This window comes from Vagococcus zengguangii, assembly GCF_005145005.1.
GTDB classification, from domain to species: domain Bacteria; phylum Bacillota; class Bacilli; order Lactobacillales; family Vagococcaceae; genus Vagococcus_A; species Vagococcus_A zengguangii.
In genome coordinates, this window is the sequence record NZ_CP039712.1 from 2,165,001 (window position 1) to 2,190,262 (window position 25,262).

The 25,262-nt window shown below is 37.9% G+C and carries 26 protein-coding genes, 1 rRNA gene and 1 other annotated feature (1 of these 28 only partly in view); of the genes, 7 read left to right on the forward strand and 20 right to left on the reverse strand.

Annotated elements, in window-relative coordinates; translation table 11 throughout:
- A 16S ribosomal RNA gene (locus tag FA707_RS10295) occupies positions 1 to 1,365 on the reverse strand (it extends 196 nt beyond the left edge of the window).
- Between the two features lie 630 nt (positions 1,366 to 1,995).
- Between FA707_RS10295 and croR the strand changes: the two genes are divergently transcribed.
- The 4 genes from croR (at position 1,996) to serS (ending at position 6,809) form a co-directional block, all read left to right on the forward strand.
- Positions 1,996 to 2,685: a response regulator transcription factor CroR gene (gene croR / locus FA707_RS10300; RefSeq protein WP_136954106.1), complete on the forward strand. Its 690-nt coding sequence runs from the start codon at positions 1,996 to 1,998 to the stop codon at positions 2,683 to 2,685.
- On the forward strand, positions 2,675 to 3,838 hold the full coding sequence (locus FA707_RS10305) for a sensor histidine kinase (RefSeq protein WP_136954107.1): 1,164 nt from the start codon (positions 2,675 to 2,677) through the stop codon (positions 3,836 to 3,838). The genes croR and FA707_RS10305 overlap by 11 nt, the downstream gene beginning before the upstream one ends.
- 23 nt (positions 3,839 to 3,861) lie before the next feature.
- Positions 3,862 to 5,205, forward strand: a complete 1,344-nt coding sequence (locus FA707_RS10310; RefSeq protein ID WP_136954108.1) for a serine hydrolase — start codon at positions 3,862 to 3,864, stop codon at positions 5,203 to 5,205.
- Positions 5,206 to 5,241: 36 nt separating this feature from the next.
- Positions 5,242 to 5,466, forward strand: a binding site (T-box leader).
- Between the two features lie 59 nt (positions 5,467 to 5,525).
- A complete protein-coding gene (gene serS, locus FA707_RS10315) occupies positions 5,526 to 6,809 on the forward strand; it encodes a serine--tRNA ligase (RefSeq protein ID WP_136954109.1) in 1,284 nt (427 codons plus the stop codon).
- A gap of 47 nt (positions 6,810 to 6,856) precedes the next feature.
- Here the strand turns inward: serS and ald are convergent, their stop codons facing one another.
- Positions 6,857 to 7,969: an alanine dehydrogenase gene (ald, locus tag FA707_RS10320; protein ID WP_136954110.1), complete on the reverse strand. Its 1,113-nt coding sequence runs from the start codon at positions 7,967 to 7,969 to the stop codon at positions 6,857 to 6,859.
- Positions 7,970 to 8,136: 167 nt separating this feature from the next.
- Complete coding sequence (guaB, locus tag FA707_RS10325) at positions 8,137 to 9,621, reverse strand: IMP dehydrogenase (RefSeq protein WP_136954111.1); 1,485 nt, start codon at positions 9,619 to 9,621, stop codon at positions 8,137 to 8,139.
- 182 nt (positions 9,622 to 9,803) lie between these two features.
- On the opposite strand from guaB, the gene FA707_RS10330 reads away from it, so the two are divergent.
- Positions 9,804 to 10,070 carry a hypothetical protein gene (locus FA707_RS10330; RefSeq protein ID WP_136954112.1) on the forward strand — a complete coding sequence of 89 codons (267 nt, stop codon included), beginning with the start codon at positions 9,804 to 9,806 and terminating at the stop codon, positions 10,068 to 10,070.
- Positions 10,071 to 10,145: 75 nt separating this feature from the next.
- On the opposite strand, the gene FA707_RS10335 is transcribed toward FA707_RS10330, so the two are convergent.
- From FA707_RS10335 to FA707_RS10370, 8 genes are all read right to left on the reverse strand, one after another.
- Entirely contained in the window at positions 10,146 to 10,826 is a 681-nt protein-coding gene (locus FA707_RS10335; protein ID WP_168177404.1) for a DUF1129 domain-containing protein, read from the reverse strand.
- A 23-nt stretch (positions 10,827 to 10,849) separates the two neighbouring features.
- Positions 10,850 to 11,953 (reverse strand): redox-regulated ATPase YchF, encoded by a 1,104-nt coding sequence (gene ychF, locus FA707_RS10340; protein ID WP_136954114.1) that lies wholly within the window; start codon positions 11,951 to 11,953, stop codon positions 10,850 to 10,852.
- A 288-nt stretch (positions 11,954 to 12,241) separates the two neighbouring features.
- Positions 12,242 to 12,427, reverse strand: coding sequence for a DUF951 domain-containing protein (locus FA707_RS10345; protein WP_136954115.1), 186 nt, complete (start codon positions 12,425 to 12,427; stop codon positions 12,242 to 12,244).
- A gap of 33 nt (positions 12,428 to 12,460) precedes the next feature.
- Positions 12,461 to 13,357, reverse strand: coding sequence for a ParB/RepB/Spo0J family partition protein (locus FA707_RS10350; protein ID WP_136954116.1), 897 nt, complete (start codon positions 13,355 to 13,357; stop codon positions 12,461 to 12,463).
- Positions 13,341 to 14,111 carry a ParA family protein gene (locus tag FA707_RS10355; RefSeq protein ID WP_136954117.1) on the reverse strand — a complete coding sequence of 257 codons (771 nt, stop codon included), beginning with the start codon at positions 14,109 to 14,111 and terminating at the stop codon, positions 13,341 to 13,343. The genes FA707_RS10350 and FA707_RS10355 overlap by 17 nt, the downstream gene beginning before the upstream one ends.
- Positions 14,112 to 14,271: 160 nt before the next feature.
- Entirely contained in the window at positions 14,272 to 14,991 is a 720-nt protein-coding gene (rsmG, locus tag FA707_RS10360) for a 16S rRNA (guanine(527)-N(7))-methyltransferase RsmG (RefSeq protein WP_136954118.1), read from the reverse strand.
- A 183-nt stretch (positions 14,992 to 15,174) separates the two neighbouring features.
- A complete protein-coding gene (locus FA707_RS10365; RefSeq protein WP_136954119.1) occupies positions 15,175 to 15,582 on the reverse strand; it encodes a hypothetical protein in 408 nt (135 codons plus the stop codon).
- Positions 15,579 to 16,019 carry a LytTR family DNA-binding domain-containing protein gene (locus FA707_RS10370; RefSeq protein WP_136954120.1) on the reverse strand — a complete coding sequence of 147 codons (441 nt, stop codon included), beginning with the start codon at positions 16,017 to 16,019 and terminating at the stop codon, positions 15,579 to 15,581. Before FA707_RS10370 ends, FA707_RS10365 begins: the two co-directional genes overlap by 4 nt.
- A 551-nt stretch (positions 16,020 to 16,570) precedes the next feature.
- Between FA707_RS10370 and FA707_RS10375 the strand changes: the two genes are divergently transcribed.
- Positions 16,571 to 17,236, forward strand: coding sequence for a DedA family protein (locus FA707_RS10375; RefSeq protein WP_136954121.1), 666 nt, complete (start codon positions 16,571 to 16,573; stop codon positions 17,234 to 17,236).
- Between the two features lie 115 nt (positions 17,237 to 17,351).
- A complete protein-coding gene (locus tag FA707_RS10380) occupies positions 17,352 to 17,759 on the forward strand; it encodes a GNAT family N-acetyltransferase (protein WP_136954122.1) in 408 nt (135 codons plus the stop codon).
- A 4-nt stretch (positions 17,760 to 17,763) separates the two neighbouring features.
- On the opposite strand, the gene FA707_RS10385 is transcribed toward FA707_RS10380, so the two are convergent.
- The 9 genes from FA707_RS10385 to rpmH form a co-directional block, all read right to left on the reverse strand.
- Positions 17,764 to 18,030 carry a hypothetical protein gene (locus tag FA707_RS10385; protein ID WP_136954123.1) on the reverse strand — a complete coding sequence of 89 codons (267 nt, stop codon included), beginning with the start codon at positions 18,028 to 18,030 and terminating at the stop codon, positions 17,764 to 17,766.
- Between the two features lie 66 nt (positions 18,031 to 18,096).
- Positions 18,097 to 18,441: a bacteriocin immunity protein gene (locus FA707_RS10390; RefSeq protein WP_136954124.1), complete on the reverse strand. Its 345-nt coding sequence runs from the start codon at positions 18,439 to 18,441 to the stop codon at positions 18,097 to 18,099.
- A 15-nt stretch (positions 18,442 to 18,456) separates the two neighbouring features.
- Positions 18,457 to 18,672, reverse strand: a complete 216-nt coding sequence (locus tag FA707_RS10395; RefSeq protein WP_136954125.1) for a hypothetical protein — start codon at positions 18,670 to 18,672, stop codon at positions 18,457 to 18,459.
- A 330-nt stretch (positions 18,673 to 19,002) separates the two neighbouring features.
- Positions 19,003 to 20,898: a tRNA uridine-5-carboxymethylaminomethyl(34) synthesis enzyme MnmG gene (gene mnmG / locus FA707_RS10400; RefSeq protein ID WP_136954126.1), complete on the reverse strand. Its 1,896-nt coding sequence runs from the start codon at positions 20,896 to 20,898 to the stop codon at positions 19,003 to 19,005.
- 14 nt (positions 20,899 to 20,912) lie between these two features.
- On the reverse strand, positions 20,913 to 22,304 hold the full coding sequence (gene mnmE, locus FA707_RS10405) for a tRNA uridine-5-carboxymethylaminomethyl(34) synthesis GTPase MnmE (RefSeq protein WP_136954127.1): 1,392 nt from the start codon (positions 22,302 to 22,304) through the stop codon (positions 20,913 to 20,915).
- A 189-nt stretch (positions 22,305 to 22,493) separates the two neighbouring features.
- On the reverse strand, positions 22,494 to 23,279 hold the full coding sequence (gene jag / locus FA707_RS10410; RefSeq protein WP_136954128.1) for an RNA-binding cell elongation regulator Jag/EloR: 786 nt from the start codon (positions 23,277 to 23,279) through the stop codon (positions 22,494 to 22,496).
- Between the two features lie 43 nt (positions 23,280 to 23,322).
- A complete protein-coding gene (locus FA707_RS10415; protein WP_136954239.1) occupies positions 23,323 to 24,111 on the reverse strand; it encodes a YidC/Oxa1 family membrane protein insertase in 789 nt (262 codons plus the stop codon).
- A gap of 41 nt (positions 24,112 to 24,152) precedes the next feature.
- Complete coding sequence (rnpA, locus tag FA707_RS10420; RefSeq protein WP_136954129.1) at positions 24,153 to 24,509, reverse strand: ribonuclease P protein component; 357 nt, start codon at positions 24,507 to 24,509, stop codon at positions 24,153 to 24,155.
- Between the two features lie 118 nt (positions 24,510 to 24,627).
- Complete coding sequence (gene rpmH / locus FA707_RS10425) at positions 24,628 to 24,762, reverse strand: 50S ribosomal protein L34 (RefSeq protein WP_126808899.1); 135 nt, start codon at positions 24,760 to 24,762, stop codon at positions 24,628 to 24,630.
- Positions 24,763 to 25,262: the final 500 nt, after the last annotated feature.

Genomic DNA, 25,262 nt, shown 5'->3' on the forward strand with positions numbered 1-25,262 from the left:
CTAGCGATTCCGGCTTCATGTAGGCGAGTTGCAGCCTACAATCCGAACTGAGAACAGCTTTAAGAGATTAGCTTGACCTCGCGGTCTCGCGACTCGTTGTACTGTCCATTGTAGCACGTGTGTAGCCCAGGTCATAAGGGGCATGATGATTTGACGTCATCCCCACCTTCCTCCGGTTTGTCACCGGCAGTCTTGCTAGAGTGCCCAACTTAATGATGGCAACTAACAATAAGGGTTGCGCTCGTTGCGGGACTTAACCCAACATCTCACGACACGAGCTGACGACAACCATGCACCACCTGTCACTTTGTCCCCGAAGGGAAAGTTCTATCTCTAGAATGGTCAAAGGATGTCAAGACCTGGTAAGGTTCTTCGCGTTGCTTCGAATTAAACCACATGCTCCACCGCTTGTGCGGGCCCCCGTCAATTCCTTTGAGTTTCAGTCTTGCGACCGTACTCCCCAGGCGGAGTGCTTAATGCGTTAGCTGCAGCACTGAAGGGCGGAAACCCTCCAACACTTAGCACTCATCGTTTACGGCGTGGACTACCAGGGTATCTAATCCTGTTTGCTCCCCACGCTTTCGAGCCTCAGCGTCAGTTACAGACCAGAGAGTCGCCTTCGCCACTGGTGTTCCTCCATATATCTACGCATTTCACCGCTACACATGGAATTCCACTCTCCTCTTCTGCACTCAAGTTTCCCAGTTTCCAATGACCTTCCTCGGTTGAGCCGAGGGCTTTCACATCAGACTTAAGAAACCGCCTGCGCTCGCTTTACGCCCAATAAATCCGGACAACGCTTGCCACCTACGTATTACCGCGGCTGCTGGCACGTAGTTAGCCGTGGCTTTCTGGTTAGATACCGTCAAGGCGTGAACAGTTACTCTCACGCTTATTCTTCTCTAACAACAGAGTTTTACGATCCGAAAACCTTCTTCACTCACGCGGCGTTGCTCGGTCAGACTTTCGTCCATTGCCGAAGATTCCCTACTGCTGCCTCCCGTAGGAGTCTGGGCCGTGTCTCAGTCCCAGTGTGGCCGATCACCCTCTCAGGTCGGCTATGCATCATGGCCTTGGTGAGCCGTTACCTCACCAACTAGCTAATGCAGCGCGGGTCTATCCATCAGCGACACCCGAAAGCGCCTTTTATCATTCAACCATGCGGTCAAAAGAATTATGCGGTATTAGCACCTGTTTCCAAGTGTTATCCCCCTCTGATGGGCAAGTTACCCACGTGTTACTCACCCGTCCGCCACTCATTTTGTTTCGGTGGAGCAAGCTCCGGTGAAACAAAATGCGTTCGACTTGCATGTATTAGGCACGCCGCCAGCGTTCGTCCTGAGCCAGGATCAAACTCTCAATAAAAAGTTTTGATAACATCCGAAGATGTCGCTCATTTATGTTTGCTAGCGAATTACTTCACTAAAATTTAAAAATTGTTTGGTTTTGTTTTACACTTTGTAAAACACCCTACACATTTGGTTTGTCTTATTCATTGTTCAGTTTTCAAAGGTCTACTTTTAAGTCATTGTCTTTCGTGACAACTTCTAAAGTTTAACATGTTTTGTTGACGATGTCAACAACTTTTTTAAACTTTTTTATTTCGTTTTTTCTTTTTCAAGACTGTCAATAATTTATCACATCAAGCTTCGTTTGTCAACGACTTGATTCATCAAATTTTCGACTCGTTTTGACGTCATCACTTGTGACAACTTCTAAAGTTTAACATCGTTAGTTGACATTGTCAACAACTTTTCAAACTTTTTTTATTGATTCAACTTGTAATATCTCTCAAGCGAACTTTTAAAGTATACTCCCTATTAATTGATAATGTCAACCAATTTTTTAAAATAAATCCAAGTATTTTTAAGTAACTATTACTTTATATAGTAAGAAGTTTAAAACTTTTGATAAGGATGAGGTCAAAACCAACGCTTTACCTGATTATTTGCTACAATAAGTTTAATTATAATCTATAAAAAAGGAGCTACTGCTATGAAAATATTAGTTGTGGATGATGATAAAGAAATTGTTGAATTACTAAGTATCTATATTAAAAACGAAGGATATGATGTTGTTAAAGCCTACGATGGAAAAGAGGCTATGACAAAAGTCATTACGACGCCAGACATTGATTTGATGATTCTTGATATTATGATGCCTAAAATGGATGGGATGGCGGTTGTTAAAGAGTTACGTAAAGAATCGCAAATTCCCATTATTATGTTAACAGCCAAAACAACCGACATGGATAAAATTCAAGGGTTAGTTGCGGGTGCAGATGATTATGTCACCAAACCTTTCAATCCACTTGAAGTGATGGCTCGAGTGAAGTCACTACTTCGTCGTTCTTCCTTACAAATAGCAACAGATTTACCTGATACTTTAGAAGTTGGTCCTTTGAGAATTAACAAAGATTCTCATGAAGTCACAACTGATACAGATGTCCCTATTCAATTAACAGCGCTTGAGTTTGGCATTTTACATTTATTAGCTAGTCACCCTAACCGAGTGTTTAGTGCTGAGGAAATTTTTGAACGGGTTTGGCAACAAGAAAGTCTTGTTTCAGCCAAAACAGTAATGGTTCACGTTAGTCATTTAAGAGAAAAAATCGAACAAGCAACCAATGGTGAAAAAGTGATTGAAACCGTTTGGGGAGTTGGCTATAAAATAAATGGAAACTAAACTAGAACAAACTAACAAAATCAAGCTAACGTCAAAAGAAAAAAGTGAACTCTTAGGAGAAACTATTTTAACTATTATCCTACTAGTTCTATTGAACATTGCCATCTTGGCCTTAGCAAAAATTATTATTGACGGGAATTCTAATCTAAAAGCGGTTGTATTAGAACTTAGACACGTCATTTTCAACAAGGCTTTTAATCTCAAAAATTATCCACTTGAAAAAGTCGCCATTTTTTTCTTGATTATTATGGATATTATCGTCTTAGCTTGGCGCTTAATTCGTCGTTATCACCAAATGCAACTACGGCATATTATTAAAGAGCTCCACTATATCGCCGAAGGAAATTACCACCACCGAATTCCGTTCAAACTAAACGGTGACTTAGGACGTATTATTAATAACGTCAATCAGTTAGTCAATAACACGGTCACTGCTATGGAAGAAGAACGTCGAATTGAACAATCAAAGGATGAGTTGATCACCAATATCAGTCACGATATTCGTACTCCCCTTACTTCAATTATCGGTTATTTAGGTTTAATAGAAGAAGGACGTTATAAATCCGACGAAGAATTACTACATTACACACATACCGCTTTTAAAAAATCTAAACAGATGAAGACCTTAGTAGATGACTTATTTGAATATACAAAAGTTAGACAAACTAACACGAAACTGAATGTCATTCAATTTGATCTTTACCAATTACTTGAACAATTAGCCGTTGACTTTGAATTAGAAGCAGGCAATAAAAACATGACGCTTGATGTTAGCTGTCAACCTATTCCTTTCTTAATGGCAGGTGATACCGAAAAATTAGTGCGTGTCTTTAACAACTTAATTACTAATGCTTTAAAATACGGCTCTGACGGAAATACGATTGTCTTATCGGCTGAGAAAAATGAAACGCACGCAACAATTATCGTCACAAATAACGGTGAAAACATCCCTCAAGAAGCACTCGAAAACATCTTCGAACGCTTCTACCGTGTGGATCAATCACGCTCTCAAGAAACAGGTGGCACCGGACTAGGACTCGCCATCGCTCACAGTATCATTTCTTTACACCATGGCGAAATTAGCGTAAAATCAGAAAACGGTTGGACTTCTTTTGTGATAATCTTACCCTTAACACAAGAGTCACCAGCTTAGAAATTTTTTGGAGGAGTTTTACTATGCGACGAACGACATTATCGTCCATCTGTTTCTCCCTTTTAGCAAGCTGTTTATTATGGCCTCTTTCTGGTATCGCGGATGCGGTTGAAACAACAGAATCAGAATATGGAACAGAGTTAACCTTAGGTGCGAAAGCAGCGATTGCTTTTGATCCTAATGATGGGAAAATTTTTTACGAAAAAAATGCAGATGAACCTTTGCAAATTGCTTCAACAACTAAGATGCTAACGATGTATCTTATTTTAGAAGCTATCAAGGAAGAAAAAATCAACTGGGAAGATGAAATTCCAATCTCAGAACATTTAGAAACATTAAGCCACGATATGAACTTATCTAACGTTTATCTTTATCAGCATGAAACTTATACAGTCAAAGATTTATTCAAAGCAACTGAAAAAGTATCTGCCAACGCTGCCGTAATCGCCTTAGCAGAGAAAATTGCTGGAAGCGAAAAAAAATTTGTTGACTTAATGCGTGCTCAATTAAAAGAATGGGGAATCAATGACGCTTATATCATTTCAACCTCAGGACTTAATAACGAAGACACGCTTGGGCGCAAGTATCCTGGCAGTAAAGATGACGAAGAAAATTTAATGTCGGTACATGATTTAGCCATTGTGACGTATCATCTATTAAATGACTTCCCTGAAATCATCGACTTCACTCGTGAACCCGTTACAACATTCGGTGAAGGCACACTATCACAAACTGAACTATATAGCACTAACGAAATGTTGCCAGGAAAAGCTTTCTATAAAGAAAATGTTATCGGCCTAAAAACTGGGACGACTAAATTAGCTGGCACATGTTTTGTCGGTCTCATCGAACAAGATGGACGTCAAGTGGTGACCATCGTCTTAAACAGTGAAGACATGGAGACAAAAGATAACGGACAACGCTTTATCGATACAAGTTATTTAATGGATGACGCCTTAGACAATTGGGCGATGGCTACAACATTATCACAAGCATCATTAACCGGTAATCAACAACGCTACCCCGTGCACGCAGGTGAAGCTGATTTCGTCAAACTAGCGCTTCAAAAAGAATTGACTAACTGGCAACTAGCTGATCAAGACACCCTAACTGATTTAAAAATCAAAATGGATAGCCAATTATTAACTAACGATGGTGAGCTAAAAGCACCTATCACAAAAGGTCAACAAATCGGAACCGTCACTGTGACACTTGATGACACAAGTGCGCATTATTTATTCAAAGATAAAAAAACAGAAACCCTTCCTGTTTTTGCCGCTGAGTCGGTTGAAAAATCACCCTGGTATGTTTTGATTGGTGAATGGTTCTCAGAAAAGTTTAACGACCTAAAAATGAACTTCGTTTGACAAATAATTGATGCTTCGGTTATACTTTAATCAGCCAAATATATTTCGAGTGAGAATAGTATTAATTTCGGTCTTTTTAGAGAGCTAGCGGTCGGTGAAAGCTAGTAAGACATTAATTAAGAATCCGCCTCATGTTGAAGAAAATGAAGACATAATTCATTTCGGTTTATAACCGTTATCAAATAATAAGTGCAGCAGATATTCTGCTGAATTTGGGTGGCACCGCGATTAACTATGAATTCAAACCAATTCGTCCCAAAGAGTCTAGGCTCTTTGGCATGGATTGGTTTTTTTATTACACAAAATTAGGAGGAAAACAGATGTTAGATATTAAAATGATTCGCAATAATTTCGAAGACGTCAAAGCACGTTTAGCAACTAGAGGAGTTGACGGTGCGCAGCTTGATACCCTACTAGCGTTAGACCAAGAGCGTCGTCAATTAATCGTCACAACTGAAGAAAAGAAAAAATTACGTAATACCGTGTCAGAAGAAATCGCACAATTAAAACGCAATAAAGAAGACGCACAAGATAAAATTGCAGAAATGCAAACAGTTGGGGCTGAAATCAAAGCCATTGATGAAAAGTTAAATGACGTTGATAAAAAAATCTTCGACATCGCCGCAATGATTCCTAACTTACCACACGAAAGTCTACCTGTTGGTGAAGATGAAGAAGCTAACGTAGAAGTACGTCGTTGGGGCCAACCTAAAGACTTCACGTTCGAGCCACAAGCTCACTGGGATTTAGGTGAAAAATTAGATATTTTAGACTTCGAACGCGGAGCAAAAGTATCAGGTAGCCGTTTCTTATACTATAAAGGTGTTGGCGCTCGTTTAGAACGTGCCCTAATCAGCTTCATGTTAGATATGCATACAACCGAACATGGTTACCAAGAAATGTTAACACCTATCTTAGTTAACGATGACTCTATGTTTGGTACAGGACAATTCCCTAAATTTAAAGAAGATGTTTTCCAAATAGAAGGTGGCGGTTTAACTTTAATTCCAACTGCCGAAGTACCATTAACTAACTTCTACCGCAATGAAATTATCGATGGCGAAACATTACCACAAAACTTCACTGCTTTCAGCCCTTGCTTCCGTTCAGAAGCTGGTAGTGCCGGCCGCGATACTCGTGGTTTAATTCGTTTGCACCAATTCCATAAAGTTGAAATGGTGAAATTCGCTGATGCTGAGACATCATTTGACGAATTAGAAAAAATGACACAAAATGCCGAAGCTATTTTACAACGTTTAGGCTTACCATACCGTGTATTAGCTCTATCTACTGGCGATATGGGCTTCTCAGCTTCTAAAACTTATGACTTAGAAGTTTGGGTACCTAGCCAAAATACTTACCGTGAAATCAGCTCTTGCTCAAACTGTACAGATTTCCAAGCGCGTCGTGCGCAAATCCGTTACCGTGACGCTGAAGGCAAATTACAATACGTTCACACCTTGAACGGTTCTGGTTTAGCCGTAGGTCGTACTGTGGTAGGTATTTTAGAAAACTACCAAAACGAAGATGGTAGCATTACTATTCCTGAGGCGTTAGTTCCTTACATGGGTGGCTTAACAAAAATTGAAGCACCCGCTAAATAGTTTCAAAACAAAAAGACTGAGAAAAATTTTTCTCAGTCTTTTTATTCTTAAATCAATTCATCTAACGGCGTATAGTCACGTGCTTGATCGTTTGCCACACCCGCATCAGTTAAATGGTACGCTAGGGTGCTTACGCCATTAGCTAAGGCTTGATTTTCTCTAATCGCCTTCATCACACCTTTGTCCGCAATTTCAACGGCGTAAGGTAAGGTGCTGTTAGTTAACGCGAAAGTTGAGGTGCGTGGTACAGCGCCTGGCATATTCGCCACTGAATAATGAATCACATCATGTTTTATAAACGTAGGATTTTCGTGGGTCGTCACGTGATCACTTGTTTCAAATATACCTCCTTGATCAATCGCTACATCTACAATTACTGAACCTGGTTTCATTCTTTTCACTAAATCTTCACTTACAAGTTTTGGTGCTTTTCGACCTGGTATTAATACCGCACCAATTACTAAATCAGCTGATAATACTGATTGCTCGATGGTGAAGGGGTTTGAAATTAACGTTTGAATACTATTGCCAAATAAATCATCCAACTCACCTAAACGTTGTGGATTAACATCTAAAATCGTCACTTGTGCCCCTAGACCAACTGCCATTTTTGCAGCATTCACCCCAGAAACGCCGCCACCAATAATCGTTACTTTCCCACGTTCAACTCCCGGAACACCGGATAAAAGAATACCTGAACCACCATAAAATTTTTGTAAAAACTGTCCACCCAATTGCACAGACATTCTTCCTGCTATTTCAGACATAGGGGTTAGTAATGGTAAGCTACCATTTGCCAACTGAACGGTTTCATAAGCTATCGCAATAACACCTGCATTAATTAATGCATCCGTCAGCTCTTTTACGGGTGCTAAATGTAAATAAGTAAACAAAATCAAATTTTCTCTAAAATATTGATATTCTGAAGCTATCGGCTCTTTAACTTTCATCACCGTGTCAGACGCCCAGACGTCCGCTACATCTTCACTAATGTTTGCTCCAACCATTTGATACTCTTCGTCTGTAAAACCTGATTGCAGGCCTGCTGATTGCTCGATAACAACCTCATGACCATGTTGAACTAACGTCATTACCCCAGCTGGTGTAATCGCCACACGACCTTCTTGATCCTTTACTTCTTTAGGTATACCAATTCTCATAACAAATCCCCCTCTTTCTTAAACAACTATTCTGCTTCCTACTATTATTTTATCTTATTATGATGTTAATTCACAACTAACTACCATTGATATAACCCTGCTTATTTTATAAAAAAAGTCTGTTAAAACTAAATGATATTAGTTCTAACAGACTTCATTATGTATAATTAACCTTCAACCGAGTAGTTTGGTGCTTCTTTTGTGATTTGAACATCATGTGGATGAGACTCTCTTAAGCCTGCACCACTCATAATGACGAATTGTGCACTTTCGTGTAAAGCCGTGATGTTTGGTGCGCCAACATAACCCATACCAGATTTTAATCCACCAATCATTTGGAAGACAATATCTGAAACAGCCCCTTTATAAGCAACACGTCCTTCAATACCTTCTGGCACTAATTTGTTGGCTTCATTGACGCTACCTTGGAAGTAACGATCGCTTGAACCTTTTTCCATTGCACCAAGAGAACCCATGCCACGGTAAGTTTTGAAACGACGACCTTGATAAATTTCAAATTCACCTGGTGACTCGTCAGTACCTGCTAACATACTACCTAACATAACCGCATTACCACCGGCTGCTAAAGCTTTTACGATATCTCCTGAGTATTTAATTCCACCATCAGCGATAATAGTTTTACCATACTTACGGGCCATTGATGCAGCATCGTAAATCGCTGTTAATTGAGGAACACCCACCCCTGCGACAACACGTGTTGTACAGATTGAACCAGGTCCAATTCCGACTTTCACGACATCAACACCGGCTTCATATAAAGCTTGTGTTCCTTCAGCTGTTGCTACATTACCAGCAATTAAGGTTGCTTCTGGGAATTTCGCACGAATTTCAGCAATTTTACGTAACACACCTGCACTATGACCATGAGCTGTATCAATTACGATAGCATCTGCTCCTGCATCTAATAATGCTTCAGCACGTTCAAAGGTATCACTTGTGACACCAACTGCCGCCGCCACTAACAAACGACCATGCTCGTCTTTTGCTGCATTCGGGAACTCGATAACTTTTTCGATATCTTTAATAGTAATTAAACCACTTAGACGATTTTCTTCATCAATTAATGGTAATTTTTCAATTTTGTATTTTTGTAAGATTTTTTCTGCATCTTTTAATGATGTACCAACAGGTGCTGTTACTAACTCTTCTTTTGTCATCACTTCATGAATAGGAGCTTGATAATCTGAAATAAAACGTAAGTCACGGTTTGTTAAGATACCGACTAATTTACGACTTTCTAATGTCTCTACAATCGGAACACCTGAAATACGGTAACGTGCCATTAAATCTTCAGCATCCTGTACTTTGTGTTCTGGTGTTAAAAAGAACGGATCGATAATAACGCCACTTTCAGAACGTTTAACTTTACGTACTTCATCGGCTTGTTGTTCAATCGTCATATTTTTATGGATAACACCTAGACCACCTTGACGTGCCATTGCGATTGCCATACCACTATCTGTTACTGTATCCATGCTGGCACTTAAAAACGGAATATTCAAACGAATATTTTTCGCTAGTTGTACACTCATATCTACATCATTTGGTAAAACATGACTTTCTGCTGGAACTAATAAGACATCATCAAACGTGTATCCTTTTTTTGCAAATTTTGATTCCCAATTAGACATTCTTTTCGCCACTTCCTCGGATTATTTTTATACAATAGCATAACAAAACATCCTGACTCCGTCAAATGTTAGTGTTTATTCTAATCAGCATTTAATGAAGAATGGATAGCTATCTTTCATAGAGAATGTTATACTATTTTCAATTATTTGCGCGATTTATGGACAAGGAGGCAGACGCCATTATGAGTACTACCAAAAGTAAAATTAGCAAAAAATTAACTACTCTTGTTTTAGTTTTAAAGACCGGGCTTACCTTAATCATTATTGCTACTCTCTATGCACTTATAGCCCAAAAATACAGTAGTGTTTTGCTTGGAATTGTTTGCACTACAGCATGGGGAATCGTTTTAAAGAAATTTATGGTAATAAAAAAAGAGTATGAAACCGTATTAACACAAACGCTAACTAACTTCACCCCTAATTCCGATGAGCAACATCTTAAAGACTAAAATGTTTCACGTGAAACATCAGCTTAATGTTACGCACAAAAAAAGAACTTACAATTTGTAAGTTCTTTTTGCTTTTTATCGTGTGAACATGCTAGTTCCGATGTTATTTTTTTTACGTAAATAACGTCTAACTAGGTAAGCTCCTACCGCTAAAATCAATGTGTAGACTGGCTGTAAAACAACGTTGATATTGGCTGGAATAAACATTGAACCGATGAAGAACAATGACCATCCCAACATACCGACTAGTGAGATACCTAGTGTTTTAAGAGCTGAAGGTTTTTGAGAACGATCAGCACCTGGTCGGTCGTATTGATAAATTTTGTCGTATAAGTAATAAAAAGCAAATCCACCTGAAATTGAACCAATAATCAATGATAGAATCCCTTGTGGTTGGCCGTTTAAGAACATTGGCATCACAACTGACATCAAGGCTAATAATGCAAATAATAGCAAGCTGTTATCAATAACCATCTCTTTCATACCAACTTCTTTAACTTCCACAGGCTCATGTGTAATTGCTGCCACACGCTCTGTAACAGTTCCGAATAATTGACGTGCTGTTTGACCAGATTTTTGTGTTTCAACTAGCTGTGGTAACATTTCAGCTAGTGCTGTGATTTGTTTTTCTTCTGAAAGATTAGCATTACTCATTGCTTTGCGTAAATCAAAAATATATTGTTGATTTTTCTTTGTTAATTGTTCTTCTAATTTAAGGTTTTGCTCAATTAAAGCCCTTAATTCTTGTGCTTCCAAATTCTTTCCCTCCAAATGTTTAATTAGACGTTGAAACGGAATAACATGATATCGCCGTCATTAACGACATATTCTTTACCTTCTAAGCGAACACGACCCGCTTCTTTAGCCGCTTGCATGTTACCGTATTGTTTTAAATCTTCAAATGACACTGTTTCGGCACGAATAAACCCTTTTTCGAAATCTGAATGGATAACACCGGCACATTGTGGTGCTTTCATGCCTTGTTTAAAGGTCCAAGCGCGTACTTCTTTTTCACCAGCAGTGAAATAAGTCGCTAAACCTAATAAGTCATAGGCTTCACGGATTAATTGATCCAAACCAGATTCTTCAATTCCTAATGCTTCTAAAAATTCTTGGCGGTCAGCTTCGTCTTCTAACTCAGCGATTTCTTCTTCAGCACGGGCACAAACAGTGATAACTTTCGCCCCTTCACTCGCTGCAAATTCACGAACCATTTGAACTAATTCATTGCTATCTGGATCTGCTACGTCTTCTTCGGCAACGTTAGCAACGTATAACATTGGTTTAGATGTTAATAAGAATAACCCTTTCACGATTGGTAACTCTTCATCGTAAAATTCAATACTACGAACAGGTAAGCCTTCTTCTAATACAGGTTTGATTTTATCTAAAACAGCTAATTCAGCAACAGCTTCTTTATCTTTTGTTTTAGCAATTTTAGCGACACGAGTATGACGTTTTGTCACTGATTCTAAGTCAGCTAAAACTAGCTCTAAGTTGATTGTTTCGATATCGGCTAAAGGATTTACTTTTCCTTCAACGTGAGTAATGTTTTCATCTTCAAAACAACGAACGACTTGGCAAATGGCATCTACTTGGCGGATATGGCTTAAGAATTGGTTCCCTAATCCTTCCCCTTTACTAGCTCCACGAACGATACCCGCGATATCCGTAAATTCAAATGTTGTTGGGACTGTTTTTTTAGGGTTGACTAATTTTGTTAATTCATCTAAACGGTAATCTGGCACTTCTACCATTCCCACGTTTGGGTCAATAGTCGCAAACGGATAGTTAGCGGCCTCTACTCCTGCTTTTGTAATAGCATTGAATAATGTTGATTTTCCAACGTTAGGTAAACCAACGATTCCTGCTGTTAATGACATAATTTTTTCCTCTTTCTTTGGTTAATATTCACAAGCTAATGGGGTGTGATTGGAATCCATCACGCCCCATCGCTTTATTGTTTTAATTGTAGTTTGGATTGAACAAGGAGGAAGTGTCCATGAACACCCACTCAATCACCTTTTATTTTTCAAAGCTAACCACACGCTTAATCACCTTTTATCTACGGGATTTCGGTGGCAACTTTCTCGGCAATAGTTTGCGACTCTCAAAAATTGTGACACAATTTTCGTCGTCCCAGGCCTATTGCTCAAAAGTTAACCGCCACCTCAATCACCTTTTTTTACCAATACGCGTTTCATTTTTTTGTCGAATTCTTTGCGAGGCATCATCACGATATGACGACAGTTCTCACAGCGAATTTTGATGTCCATTCCCATACGAATAATTTCCCAACGGTTCGTTTGGCAAGCATGTGGTTTTTTCATCTCCACGATATCGCCTAAGTCATACATACCTTGACCTCCTGTTATAATGTTTTTTACTGATTAATCATCAAATGAAATGTCTAAAATATCTAAGATACGTGTTAGATCATCTTTAGATAAATATTCAATTTCGATTTTACCTTTACCTGCTTTTTCTTGAATGTGCACGGATGTCCCAAATTTATCCATTAAGCGGTCTTCGCTCGCTGTTAAGTAAAATGGGCGCTTCTCTTTTTTAACAGGCTTAGACGGCACTTCAGCACCTTCTTGATTGATTTGTGCTACTAATTTCTCTAATTGACGAACCGTTAATTGTTCTTTGACGGCACGTTTCGCAATTGGCACGATTTGTTGCTCATCTTTAAGAGCTAGCAACGTTCTGGCAATCCCCATTGAAATTTCTTCTGAATGTAGCAACTCTTTAACAAGTGCTGGTAACGTCAATAAGCGTAAGTAGTTCGTAATATACGGACGACTTTTCCCTAATTTTTCAGCAATTTCATTTTGGGTTAATCCTAAGTTTTTCATCAGCATTTCATACGCTTCGGCTTCTTCTAACGGGCTTAAATCTTCACGTTGTAAGTTTTCTAAGACCGCGACTTGCATCATGGCTGCTTCGTCGAACTCACGAATAATCGCTGGAATTGTTTCTTTACCAGCTAAAATAGACGCACGGTAACGACGCTCACCCGCAATAATTTCATAGCCTTTAACTTCTGACTCACGTACAATAATCGGTTGAAACACGCCTGACTGCTCAATTGAACGTGCTAATTCTTTCAAGGCTTCTTCATCAAAAATTTTACGTGGTTGATACGGATTAGGGCGTAGTTCTGATAATGGAATTTCAACGATTTCTTCGCGTTTTACATCGACTTTTTCAATACTTGAAAAATCTTGGAATAACGCGTCGATACCGCGTCCCAATCCTTTACTGTTTTTATTTGCCTTCGTCATTTTCTAACACTTCCTTTGCTAATGCTAGATATACATCAGCGCCTCGTGAGCGCATATCGTAGTCGATGATTGATAAACCATGGCTTGGTGCTTCTGACAAGCGAATATTTCTTGGAATAATCGTGTCATATACGCGTTCTCTAAAGTATTTACGTACTTCTTCAACCACATCAGCCCCTAAGTTGGTACGGGCATCATACATCGTTAATAAAACACCTTCAATTTCTAAATCAGGATTAAAATGTTTTTGGACTAAACGAATCGTGTTAAGTAATTGACTTAACCCTTCAAGCGCGTAGTACTCACATTGAACTGGAATTAAAATAGAATCACTGGCAGTAAATGAGTTAATCGTTAAATGCCCTAGTGATGGTGGACAATCAATCAAAATAAAATCATACTCATTTTGAACCTCTCTTAACGCACTTTTCAAGCGTGTTTCTCTAGCCATCATTGGCGTTAATTCAATCTCTGCTCCCGCTAATTGAATCGTTGCTGGCACAATATCAAGATTTTCTCGAGAGGTTTGATGGATCACATTTTTAATAGGTTCTTCATTCACTAATACGTCATAAATATCCTTCACAACGTCTGCTTTTTTTATACCAATACCACTTGTTGCATTTCCCTGTGCGTCAATATCAATTAAAAGCACTTTTTTGCCATAATATGACAAACTTGCTCCCAAATTAACTGTCGTTGTTGTTTTACCAACCCCACCTTTTTGATTGGCTACCGAGATAATCCGTGCCATATACGTTCCTCCGATTCTTCTTACTTATTTTTAGACCTATCTTGCCCAACTTTAACATTCCTATTATATCATAAGACTTAACGGATTTCCGCAATCACTTTTGTTATCTATCATACGAGTGGGGTGTATTACTTAAGAAGTTAAGACGATTTCCTTCACACTATAGGATAGGTTGTTTATTGGGTGTTCCAGGTTTTCTAGGGAATTTTTTAGGTGTCTCTTTTTTCTTTTGAATAACGACCAAGTTACGGCGATCTTCTGTCCCAGGTAATTCAAGGTCGATTTCTTCGATAAACTTCCCGCCCATCATCGAGATGGCTTTTTTGGCTTCAGTAATTTCTTCTTCACTTTTTGCTGCTTTTAATGCCACGAAATAGCCATCTTTTTTAACTAATGGAATACATAGTTCGCTTAAAATATTCAAGCGCGCCACTGCACGAGCTGTGACTAAGTCAAAACTTTCACGGAAATTTTTATTTTGACCAAAGGTTTCGGCACGGTCATGGTATAAATGCACGTTATCTAATTCTAAAGCCATCGCTAATTCTGATAAAAATTTAATACGCTTGTTCAATGAGTCAACAATCGTCACTTCTAGGTTAGGAAACGCTATTTTAAGTGGAATACTTGGGAATCCTGCACCGGCTCCCACGTCACACATTGAAATATTTTCTTGAAAAACCTCTTTAGCTTGTGACAACATAATTGAGTCATAAAAATGCTTCAAGTAGACTTCTTCTTGCTCAGTAATCGCGGTTAAATTAATTTTTTCATTCCACTCAACTAACATCTCGTGGTATAACGCATATTGCTGCATTTGTTTGTCACTCAGTTCCACGCCAATCTGCGCTAATTGAGCTTTAAATTGTTCTGGTTTCATTATTTTTTCCTCTTTTCTATCATTCATTTCTTACTTTAACGTATCCGCAAACCGAGTTCAACTTTTCTATTTAACAAACTATTAAATAGTATTATTTTTTCTTAAAAAAGGGTGTGATAAAAGCATTTATTCATTAAAAAAAGGGAGGAACGGTGACAATTTTTATTACCGCTCCTCCTATAGTTAAATTAAACTATTTAATTCTTTCTCTAATTGTTTATTTTGATAATTAGTATAAAAATAAAAACATATACTATGAATGATTACTGTCAAAATTAACGCACACCACCAGTAAGGTATAATTAAATTAAACATCGTCTTATCGTACAAATTTACCGCTAGAAAACCCAATACCGTATTAACGAGCGTACTACTAATTATATTAATTATCGCTGGATAGGTGGCATATTTCCACAAATACGGATAAATAATGCCAAATACTAAGCCAAATAAAGCACCAATCAATACAATCGTCCAAATATATTCGTAAGATAGCTCCCGGTTTTCTCTAAATAAGGTCGATAATAATAGTAACCAAATAGTACTTCCTAACATTGTTTGAATAAATCCATTTTTTAGTTCTTTCATCATAATAATCTCTCCTTTATTTTTTTTGCATAATGTCTGCTTACTATATAAGTATTTTGATTAGTTGTTACGACTTCTAATCTAGAATATTGTCCCGTTTTGAATGATGCAACATTTGATAAATTAAGTATTGTAGATTGATTGATTCTATACAAAAACTTTTCTTCTAACATCGATAAATCTTTTAGTTTTTTATTTAAATGAAACTGAGAACCATCTAATGTAATTACTTTACTAATATGTCCTAACGATAAAATAGCCTCTATATCTACCAATTCAACAAGTCTACTTCGATTAGTTCTTATATCAGTTACTGTTACTCTAGATTGATGATTTAAGTACTCACTTATACGTTCAATAGTTTTTTTATTATCTGGATGGCTGATTATTTCGATTTGATCTACCAAACAGGACCTATCCCATATATTTTTTATCCTCATATAAAAGCCTCCTTTCTACAAAAACTAGTTTATCAATAGTTAGCTTTAACAAGAATTAAATTTGAGTACGTTGCAAAAAAAATTGTTTAGTTGCAAATAATCGACTACATGTAAAAAAGCCTAAACATTTCTGTCTAGACTTTCTTACTGGTTTAACTTTTACAAAAGGGAATCTGTTTGTTAAACAAACAAAATAGGGGGATGAAAAAAACTATATTCATAATATAAATGCGTTAGCTTAAAACAAGCTTAACTAACCCATTAAGACAAATAAAAAAGTCCAACTAATCTGTGCAGGACTAGCTAGACTTTCTTATAATAGTTCGATTATTTTAAAAAAGGGAAAATGCTTGTGTAACAAACATTTTGGGGAATGAAAAAAACTATACTCATAATATAGCGAGCTTAACTTAAAACAAACTTAAAAAACCAAAAATAAAAAATTTATTAAAATCAGACTATATCCAATAACTATTCAAACTTATAAGGTAGAATGAAAAAGCATTATTTTGATCAATTAAACGTTAACACTAACGAAAGTAGGAAAACTGATGGATTTTATTTGGTTTATTATTGATTTTATTATTCACATTGACCAACACCTCTTACAGATTATTAATCAATTTGGTAGTTGGACGTATTTAATTTTATTTGCCATTATTTTTGTTGAAACAGGCTTAGTTATTTTCCCGTTCTTACCGGGTGACTCTCTGTTATTTGTGGCAAGTGCCTTAGCGGCTTTGGACCATTCGATTTTGACTATCGGCTTACTCTTTATCATCTTCTTGGCAGCCGCTGTCATTGGGGACACGGTCAATTACGAGCTTGGAAAGAAAATTGGCTTGTCTGTAACTGAACAGCGATTTCTTGGTAGATTTTTAGACAAAGAAAAAGTCGCTGCTGCGGAAAATTTCTTTGAAAAACATGGAGGCAAGACGATTATTATCGCACGCTTCATGCCGTTTATCAGAACCTTCGCGCCATTCATCGCGGGAGCTAGTAACATGCATTATGGGCAATTTATTCGCTACAACTTCTTTGGTGGCTTCTTATGGGTCAGCATTTGTTGTATCGCTGGCTACTTCTTTGGGAACATTCCGTTTATCAAAGAACACTTCTCACTAATTGTGTTAGCAGTGATTTTCATCTCGATTTTACCAATGATAGTCGCGTTTATCCGTAGCAAATTAGCGAATAAAACAGCGAAAGCTAATTAATATTAAATAAAATGGGCGGGATCCTTATACAAGGTTCTCGCCCATTTTATTTGACGCCCCCTCATGAACCCGTCACAATTAAGGGAGTGTTTAAAGATTGATGGGAGGGATTTTCATGCTAACATTTAAAACAACAAAAGATATTGCAACAGCTGATTTATTATCACTTTATACGCCAGTCGGTTGGCGTAGCTACACCAGTGAACCAGAAAAATTAACACAAGCCATTAAGCAATCCTACTACGTCTTGAGTGCTTGGGAAGACGAGCGGCTAGTTGGACTCATCCGCTGCATTAGCGACGGCCTAACGATTCTTTACGTCCAAGACCTACTAGTCTTACCTGACTATCAAAATCAAGGACTCGGCTCACAACTCATGCAACAGACGTTTGAAACATTCAAAGACATTCGTCAAAAAGTCTTAATCACAAGCGACGCCCCTGACGTTCGACATTTTTACGAAAAACAAGCGATGAATTCTTGTGATCAAGGTCAGGCCGTCGCCTTTTATCGCGAGTATTAAGCTACTAAAAATAGCCTTGGAAGTTAAACACTAATAAAAATAAAATAGGTGGTCCTAGCACTGAGACAAATATGCAACCTAAATACAACAGCACGTTATGTCGATCTTTAGCAACGATTGCTTTAACTAGGGCCACTATAAAATAAAACATGATTAAACTAATCATTAACAACGGAAAAAATAAACTTTTGTCCGCAAAAAACCAAGCTTGTAAGTAACTAATTAAATAAATATTTAAACATGTTAGGAAAATCATTAACAGAATTTTCATGGAATCTCCTTGTTTTTTGAACAATTATAACATAGCAACCTAAGACTTTCTTCATTACTCTTTCTACTATCTTCCTTTTTCCGAATCAAAATAAGAATAAAACTGTGATTTATCGCCGTAATGCGCTCGGTATAAGCCATTCAAACCCGCTTTGCATCCAATAATCCCTAAGCTTGTGATTAGCCTATTTTCATCTTCCGGAAAGTATAACTTTCCCTTTAGACCCGTGCTATAAATATAATTCACTAAGCGATTGATTAATCTTTCCGGGTATTTGGTCTCATCTATTTTGAGATAAACTTGATATAACACATCCATAACATCTAATAATTCTGAACTTTTTTCTGGTCTACGAGCTAATTTATTATACAATTCATGCACTAATTCCTTACTTTCTTCTGCAATCGTCATAACAACCTCTCCCTTTTATTGCTTATTTTCGAATCTGCTTGCCGCAAATAAGCACGTTAAAAAAATCGTCCCCGTACCAATAACGGTATTAAGAATAGAACTGTCAATTAAACTTTCCACTATTCCATTTAAAAGATTAGCTAACCAAAAAGACAAAACAATCCACAAGACAACCGCTAATTTCTTTTCATTTTGAAACCAATTGCGAAGTTTTTGATCTGAATTTTTCATCTTGATTCCTCCAAGCCTTATGTCTTAGAATAGATTCATTTCTTTAGATTATTATACCATTATCCCTAGAAAGTAAAAAGGACGGTTTACGAAACGTCGAACTGATTTAGGCATTATTTATACAAAAAGAGGAGTGACTGCCATTTCACAGTCGCTCCTCTAGTTAGTACGCATGTTACTCAAAGACTACCCGGGTCCTCAATCACTTTAGTTAATCCGGATTTCGAGAGTAACTCTTGCCAAAATAAGTCGAATTGCTACGAAAATTTGAGAGACAATTTCCTTCGCAATTCGCCTTATTTTCCAGAGCTAAACACTCTCTCAATCACTTTAGTCTAATGTCTGGTATTTTCTTTGTTCTAGGTAGACCATCAAGATGCTGATATCGGCTGGGTTTACGCCGCTGATACGGCTTGCTTGGGCGATGGTTTCTGGTTGGATTTGAATTAATTTTTGACGCGCTTCGGTCGCTAAACTATCGATACTGTTGTAGTCGATATTGGCTGGAATGCGTTTGGCTTCTAGGCGTTTTAATTTTTCCACTTTATCCATTGCTTTTTTGATGTAGCCTTCGTATTTGATTTGAATTTCAATTTGTTCAATCACACGACGATCTAATGGTTCTGGTGCTGGTTCGAAGAATGGCTGTAAGTCCATATACGTTAATTCTGGACGCTTTAGAATGTCCGCTACTAAAATACCATCTTTCAACTCAGCTGAGCCCTTAGACGCTAGGAAGGCTTGTAAATCGGCTTTAGGTTTCAAACGAATCCCTTTAATACGTTCAATTTCTTCAGCGACTTGGCGTTGTTTAGTCACAAAGCTTTGGTAACGTGCTTCTGGTAATAAACCAATTTCATAGCCTTTTTCTGATAAACGTAAGTCAGCATTATCGTGACGTAATAATAGACGATACTCGGCACGAGAAGTTAATAAACGGTAAGGTTCATTTGTTCCTTTGGTCACTAAATCATCGATCATTACCCCAATATAGCCATCGCTACGTTTTAACACAAGAGGCTCTTTGCCTTGGTTTTTAAGTGCCGCGTTAATACCAGCCATTAAGCCTTGACCGGCTGCTTCTTCATAACCACTTGTTCCGTTAGTTTGACCGGCTGTATACAAGTTTTCAATCACTTTAGTTTCTAAAGTTGGGCGTAGTTGATGAGGCACAACCACATCATACTCAATCGCGTAACCATTACGCATCATCTCCGCATTCTCTAATCCAGGAATTGAGTGAATCATTTTATGTTGCACATCTTCTGGTAGTGACGTTGATAAACCTTGTACATAAACTTCTTCCGTATCACGACCTTCTGGCTCTAAGAAAATTTGATGACGTGGTTTATCACTGAAACGGACAATCTTGTCTTCGATTGATGGACAATATCTAGCCCCAACCCCTTCAACAATCCCCGTAAACATTGGCGCACGATGTAAATTCTCGCGAATAATTTCATGCGTTTTTTCGTTAGAATACGTTAACCAACAAGGTAATTGCTCGGTTAGATAGTCCTCATCAGGTGTTTCAAAACTAAAATGATTTGGTGCTTCATCACCTGGTTGAATTTCCGTCACTGAATAATCAATCGTTGAAGATTTCACACGTGGAGGTGTTCCTGTTTTGAAACGATCAATCGTTAAACCTAACGACTTCAAGTTTTCAGATAATTTAACGGACGGTTGTGAGTTATTTGGGCCTGAAGAATATTTCAATTCCCCGATTATAATCTCACCACGTAAAGCTGTACCAGCCGTGATAATGACTGATTTACTTAAATACTTCGCACCAGTTGAGGTGACAACCCCTTTACAGACACCGTCTTCAACGACTAATTCATCAACTAATCCTTGGCGTAGGGTTAAGTTTTCTTGACGCTCAATTGTGTGTTTCATGCTTTCTGCGTAATCATTTTTATCCGCTTGCGCTCTTAAGGCACGAACAGCGGGTCCTTTACCTGTGTTAAGCATACGCATTTGGATATAGGTTTTATCGATATTGCGGCCCATCTCGCCACCTAAGGCATCAATTTCACGCACAACCACACCTTTTGCGGGACCGCCGACTGACGGGTTACATGGCATGAAAGCGACCATATCTAAGTTAATTGTTAATAATAAGGTTTTTTGGCCCATACGTGCGGCAGCTAAGGCAGCTTCTGATCCTGCATGACCAGCGCCGACAACTACTACATCATATTCACCTGCTACATAATGTTCCATTGGGTAATTCCTTTCTATTTTCCTAAACAAAATTGGCTAAACAATTGGGTAATTAATTCATCTTGAACACTATCACCGACGATTTCACCTAGCATGTCCCAAGCGCGCGTCATGTCGATTTGCACTAAATCAACTGGCATCTCCATCTCGATTCCATTCACGACTTCATCTAGCGCTAATTCGACTTGTTCTAGTAAGCCGATATGACGAATATTTGAAACATAGGTCGCATCTTTTTCTTGAACGTTCCCATCAAAGAATAAATCGGCAATCTTGTCTTCTAATTCATCGACACCTTGACTACCTAAAACTGAAATTTCTAAGACATCGTCAGCCGCTACATGTTCAAACAATGCTTCACGGTCTAACTGACTGTCAAGGTCCATCTTATTCAAAATAATTAAACGTGTTAAACCATCGGTCGCTTTAATTAAATCAATATCCGCTTGGCTTAATGGTTTACTTTGATCGAGTAATAATAAAATAAAATCAGCTTCTTGTAGGGCTTTACGACTACGTTCAACTCCGATTTTCTCAACGATATCATCAGTTTCACGAATACCCGCTGTATCGATTAATTTTAGCGGTACTCCGCGTACATTAACGAATTCTTCAATCACGTCACGCGTAGTGCCGGCAATCTCCGTTACAATCGCTTTATCTTCTTTAAGTAAGTAATTTAATAAACTTGATTTTCCAACGTTTGGTTGCCCGATAATAGCGGTCGCTAAGCCTTCACGTAAAATTTTCCCTTGTTGCGCAGTGCGTAATAAATAACTCACGCGCTCTTTAACTTCAAAAGCTTTTTCTTTTAATAATTGTGACGTCATCTCTTCGACATCATCATATTCTGGATAATCAATATTTACTTCGACTTGCGCTAACGTTTCTAAAATTTCTTGGCGTAATGAGCGAATTAAGGTTGATAAGTTCCCATCTAATTGGTTTAACGCTACATGCATCGCTTTATCAGTTTTAGCACGGATTAAGTCCATCACTGCTTCGGCTTGTGATAAGTCCATACGGCCATTTAAAAAGGCACGCTTCGTAAATTCACCAGGCTCAGCAATGCGGGCACCTTCGCGTAATAACAGTTGCAAGACTTGATTGGTCACAACCATCCCACCGTGACAGTTAATTTCAACAATATCTTCACGGGTAAACGTACGTGGGGCACGCATGACCGACACCATGACTTCATCTAACACTTGCTCACGTTTTGGATCTTTAATATGGCCATAGTTAATCGTGTGACTCGCCACTTCTTCTAAGTTATGGGACGAAACAAAGACACTATTAGCAATTTTCACCGCGTCATCGCCACTTAAACGGACAATACTGATTGCCCCTTCACCTGGTGGGGTTGAGATGGCCGCAATCGTATCAAATTCCTTGGTTACATTCATCCTTCTAGCTCCTTTTAATTAATTTTTTTCATTAAAAAAAGTGCCCACTCCACCCCAAATAAACATTGGGGTGAATTAGCACTTTGACTGCTGATTCAATTGTCATTCGATTGATTTCGTTAAGATAATACCTTATTTTGACTGAATAATCAAGGATTAAGAAAAGACCTTAACGGTACGTGTTCGTTTCTAAAAAACGTTATGTTTAGGTTCCACCACTAAGTAACGATGTGGTTCTTCACCTTCAGAATGTGTTTCAACATAAGGATGTTCGGTTAAATAACCGTGAATCAATTTGCGCTCAAACGCTGGCATTGGTTCTAAGAAAACAGCTTGTCCTGTTTCTTCGACTTTACGAGCGGTACGACGCGCTAATTTTTCCATTGCCTCTTGGCGACGTTCACGATAATCGCCAACATTCACCACGACGTTTAAACGACCCTTCGCGACACGGTGAACAAAGACTTGTGCTAAATACTGAATCGCATTTAGAACACGACCATGTTTACCAATTAAGACACCAGCTTTTTTCGCATCTAAATGCATCATCACTAAATCTTTTTGACGCTCTACTCTGACTAAGGCTGGTGCGCCTAGTTCTGTTGTAATTTTAGTTAAATACAAGGCTAATTCAGTAATCGTTTGTTGTTCAGTTAGATTTTCCAACACCTTGAAAGGTTCATCCGCAACGACTACTTCTGGTTCTTCAACCACTTCTTCATTTGCTTGATTGATATCGGTTGTCACATCTGATACTTCAACATTAGGTTCAACGATACTCTCTTTTGTTGTGATAATCGCCTCATCAACGACAAGCGGTGAAACTGAGACAATTGCTTCTTTTTTTCCAATTCCTAAAAAACCTTTTTTGTCTTCTGAAATAATCTTAATTTCGGCTGCTTCTCTCGTTAATCCTAACGTATTAAGACCGATTGCGATTGCTTCTTCGACAGTTGCTCCTCTAAATTCTGACACAAAAATTACCTCCTTTAGACTTGTTTCATCTTATATGGATGAATTATTTTTTACGTTTTTTCTTCGACTTTTTAGCTTTTTCTAAAGCACGTTCTTTTTCTTTGGCAAGGCGTGCCTCTTCTTCAGCTTCACGTCGTTGTGTAAACGGATTGTTGATCATCAACGTTTGAATCACTTGGAAACCATTTGAAACGACCCAGTACAATGATAAACCACTCGCCAAGTTTATCCCCATGAATAAGATCATTAACGGCATCAAATAGTTCATCATCGTGATTGATGCATTTGATTCTGTTTGTGACATGCTCGCTAATTTACTACTTGCGAACGTAAATATAGCTGCGATAATCGGTAAAATAAAGGTTTTATCTGGTGTTCCTAACTCAAGCCATATGAACTTTCCTTGCGTTAATTCCGGTACGCGTGAAATAGCTTGCCATACCGCCATCATGATTGGCATTTGCACTAATAACGGTAAACAACCAGCCATTGGGTTAACTCCATGTTCGGCATATAAACGTTGTTGCTCTTCTTGCATTTTACGTTTTGATTCTGCGTCTTTACCCGGATATTTTTCTTGCAACTCTTTAATTTTTGGTTGTAACTTTTGCGTTGCTTTCATTGAGTTCGTTTGAAACTTCATCAACGGTAATAAAATGATACGGACTAAAATCGTGAATAAAATAATCCCGATTCCCGTATTACCGCCTAGCGACAGCGCTTTAATAACTTTCGCAAAATTATAAACAATGTAGCGATCCCAAACGCCCGTGCTACTTGCATCAATCTTCGTTGTACCACAAGCTGTTAACACTAACACTAACGCTAACATGCTAATAACTAGCAAAATTTTCTTCTTATTTTTTCTCACCCTTATGCTCCTTCGTTTTTCTTTTCTTCTATAACGCCTGCTAACTTCAAGACATGACGGACATTCTTTTGAACCTCTTCATAAGATAAATGCTTGATGGCAGGACGAGCAATTAAAACAAATTCAAGATTGGGGTTAATCTCACCTGTCATTTGCTTTAATGATAGACGTAATAAACGTTTCACATGATTTCGCATTACAGCATTTCCAACTTTTTTACCCACCGATAAACCAACTTTAAAGTGTGGCTGTTCTTTTTGACGAATATAAATCACCAAATGACGGTTTGCAAACGATTGGCGCTCGCTCATAATATCGCGAAAATCAGATTCTTTTTTGATTCGGTATTCTTTTTTCATACAGATTTCCTTTCATCTGCACTATAGTCTTTATTTCTTATAATGATAGCATAAAACCCTATTCAATAGCCTAAAACTTCGCTAAAAATAAAAAAAACCACTGAATAGGTTCAGCGGCTTAAGCAGATAATACTTTTCTTCCTTTACGACGACGGCTTGCTAATACGCGACGACCATTTTTAGTACTCATACGTTTACGGAATCCATGTACTCTTTTATGTTTACGTTTGCTTGGTTGGTATGTTCTTTTCATTCAAAAACACCTCCTTGATGTATTTATATCTATTCTCTATAAAATACCTAGACAGACCCCAATATTATACGAATAAATCGAACAGTTGTCAAATTTTTAATTAAAAGACTAAATAACTGATAAAAATGGCCATAAAAAAGTTTTCCACATGAATATTTTTTCGTCTTTATAACCTGTGGATATCTATCTATATTTTCATTATTTCTCACAAGTTAGGCCCCCCTTTTCTAACAAAATACCACCTGTGTAAAACTTTATCCACAAGAAAAATTATCCTGTTTAAAACCGACTTCATTCCTTGATATATTCACTAAAAGTTATCCACAATCACTGTGTTTTTTAGGCTTATTTTTTTCGTAATCCCCTAACAACTTCCTCTTGTGGATAACTTTATTCACTTGCTCTTAATTCATTTTCCACAGTGAACAAATGTAGTGGAAAACTTTTTTGATTAGTGCTAGAATGTAAAAGACATTCTATACAGTAAGGAGGACAATCGA

What these genes read in the sequence shown, in the direction of transcription:
- FA707_RS10380 (WP_136954122.1), top strand. Translation starts at nt 17,352, where the DNA reads ATGCTAACATTTAAAACAACAAAAGATATTGCAACAGCTGATTTATTA.
- FA707_RS10385 (WP_136954123.1), bottom strand. Translation starts at nt 18,030, where the DNA reads ATGAAAATTCTGTTAATGATTTTCCTAACATGTTTAAATATTTATTTA.
- FA707_RS10365 (WP_136954119.1), bottom strand. Translation starts at nt 15,582, where the DNA reads ATGATGAAAGAACTAAAAAATGGATTTATTCAAACAATGTTAGGAAGT.
- ald (WP_136954110.1), bottom strand. Translation starts at nt 7,969, where the DNA reads ATGAGAATTGGTATACCTAAAGAAGTAAAGGATCAAGAAGGTCGTGTG.
- serS (WP_136954109.1), top strand. Translation starts at nt 5,526, where the DNA reads ATGTTAGATATTAAAATGATTCGCAATAATTTCGAAGACGTCAAAGCA.
- FA707_RS10355 (WP_136954117.1), bottom strand. Translation starts at nt 14,111, where the DNA reads ATGGCACGGATTATCTCGGTAGCCAATCAAAAAGGTGGGGTTGGTAAA.
- mnmE (WP_136954127.1), bottom strand. Translation starts at nt 22,304, where the DNA reads ATGAATGTAACCAAGGAATTTGATACGATTGCGGCCATCTCAACCCCA.
- guaB (WP_136954111.1), bottom strand. Translation starts at nt 9,621, where the DNA reads ATGTCTAATTGGGAATCAAAATTTGCAAAAAAAGGATACACGTTTGAT.
- croR (WP_136954106.1), top strand. Translation starts at nt 1,996, where the DNA reads ATGAAAATATTAGTTGTGGATGATGATAAAGAAATTGTTGAATTACTA.
- FA707_RS10370 (WP_136954120.1), bottom strand. Translation starts at nt 16,019, where the DNA reads ATGAGGATAAAAAATATATGGGATAGGTCCTGTTTGGTAGATCAAATC.
- FA707_RS10345 (WP_136954115.1), bottom strand. Translation starts at nt 12,427, where the DNA reads ATGTATGACTTAGGCGATATCGTGGAGATGAAAAAACCACATGCTTGC.
- mnmG (WP_136954126.1), bottom strand. Translation starts at nt 20,898, where the DNA reads ATGGAACATTATGTAGCAGGTGAATATGATGTAGTAGTTGTCGGCGCT.
- FA707_RS10395 (WP_136954125.1), bottom strand. Translation starts at nt 18,672, where the DNA reads ATGAAAAATTCAGATCAAAAACTTCGCAATTGGTTTCAAAATGAAAAG.
- FA707_RS10305 (WP_136954107.1), top strand. Translation starts at nt 2,675, where the DNA reads ATGGAAACTAAACTAGAACAAACTAACAAAATCAAGCTAACGTCAAAA.
- rpmH (WP_126808899.1), bottom strand. Translation starts at nt 24,762, where the DNA reads ATGAAAAGAACATACCAACCAAGCAAACGTAAACATAAAAGAGTACAT.
- rsmG (WP_136954118.1), bottom strand. Translation starts at nt 14,991, where the DNA reads ATGAAACCAGAACAATTTAAAGCTCAATTAGCGCAGATTGGCGTGGAA.
- rnpA (WP_136954129.1), bottom strand. Translation starts at nt 24,509, where the DNA reads ATGAAAAAAGAATACCGAATCAAAAAAGAATCTGATTTTCGCGATATT.
- FA707_RS10415 (WP_136954239.1), bottom strand. Translation starts at nt 24,111, where the DNA reads ATGTTAGCGTTAGTGTTAGTGTTAACAGCTTGTGGTACAACGAAGATT.
- ychF (WP_136954114.1), bottom strand. Translation starts at nt 11,953, where the DNA reads ATGTCATTAACAGCAGGAATCGTTGGTTTACCTAACGTTGGAAAATCA.
- FA707_RS10350 (WP_136954116.1), bottom strand. Translation starts at nt 13,357, where the DNA reads ATGACGAAGGCAAATAAAAACAGTAAAGGATTGGGACGCGGTATCGAC.
- FA707_RS10330 (WP_136954112.1), top strand. Translation starts at nt 9,804, where the DNA reads ATGAGTACTACCAAAAGTAAAATTAGCAAAAAATTAACTACTCTTGTT.
- FA707_RS10375 (WP_136954121.1), top strand. Translation starts at nt 16,571, where the DNA reads ATGGATTTTATTTGGTTTATTATTGATTTTATTATTCACATTGACCAA.
- FA707_RS10390 (WP_136954124.1), bottom strand. Translation starts at nt 18,441, where the DNA reads ATGACGATTGCAGAAGAAAGTAAGGAATTAGTGCATGAATTGTATAAT.
- FA707_RS10310 (WP_136954108.1), top strand. Translation starts at nt 3,862, where the DNA reads ATGCGACGAACGACATTATCGTCCATCTGTTTCTCCCTTTTAGCAAGC.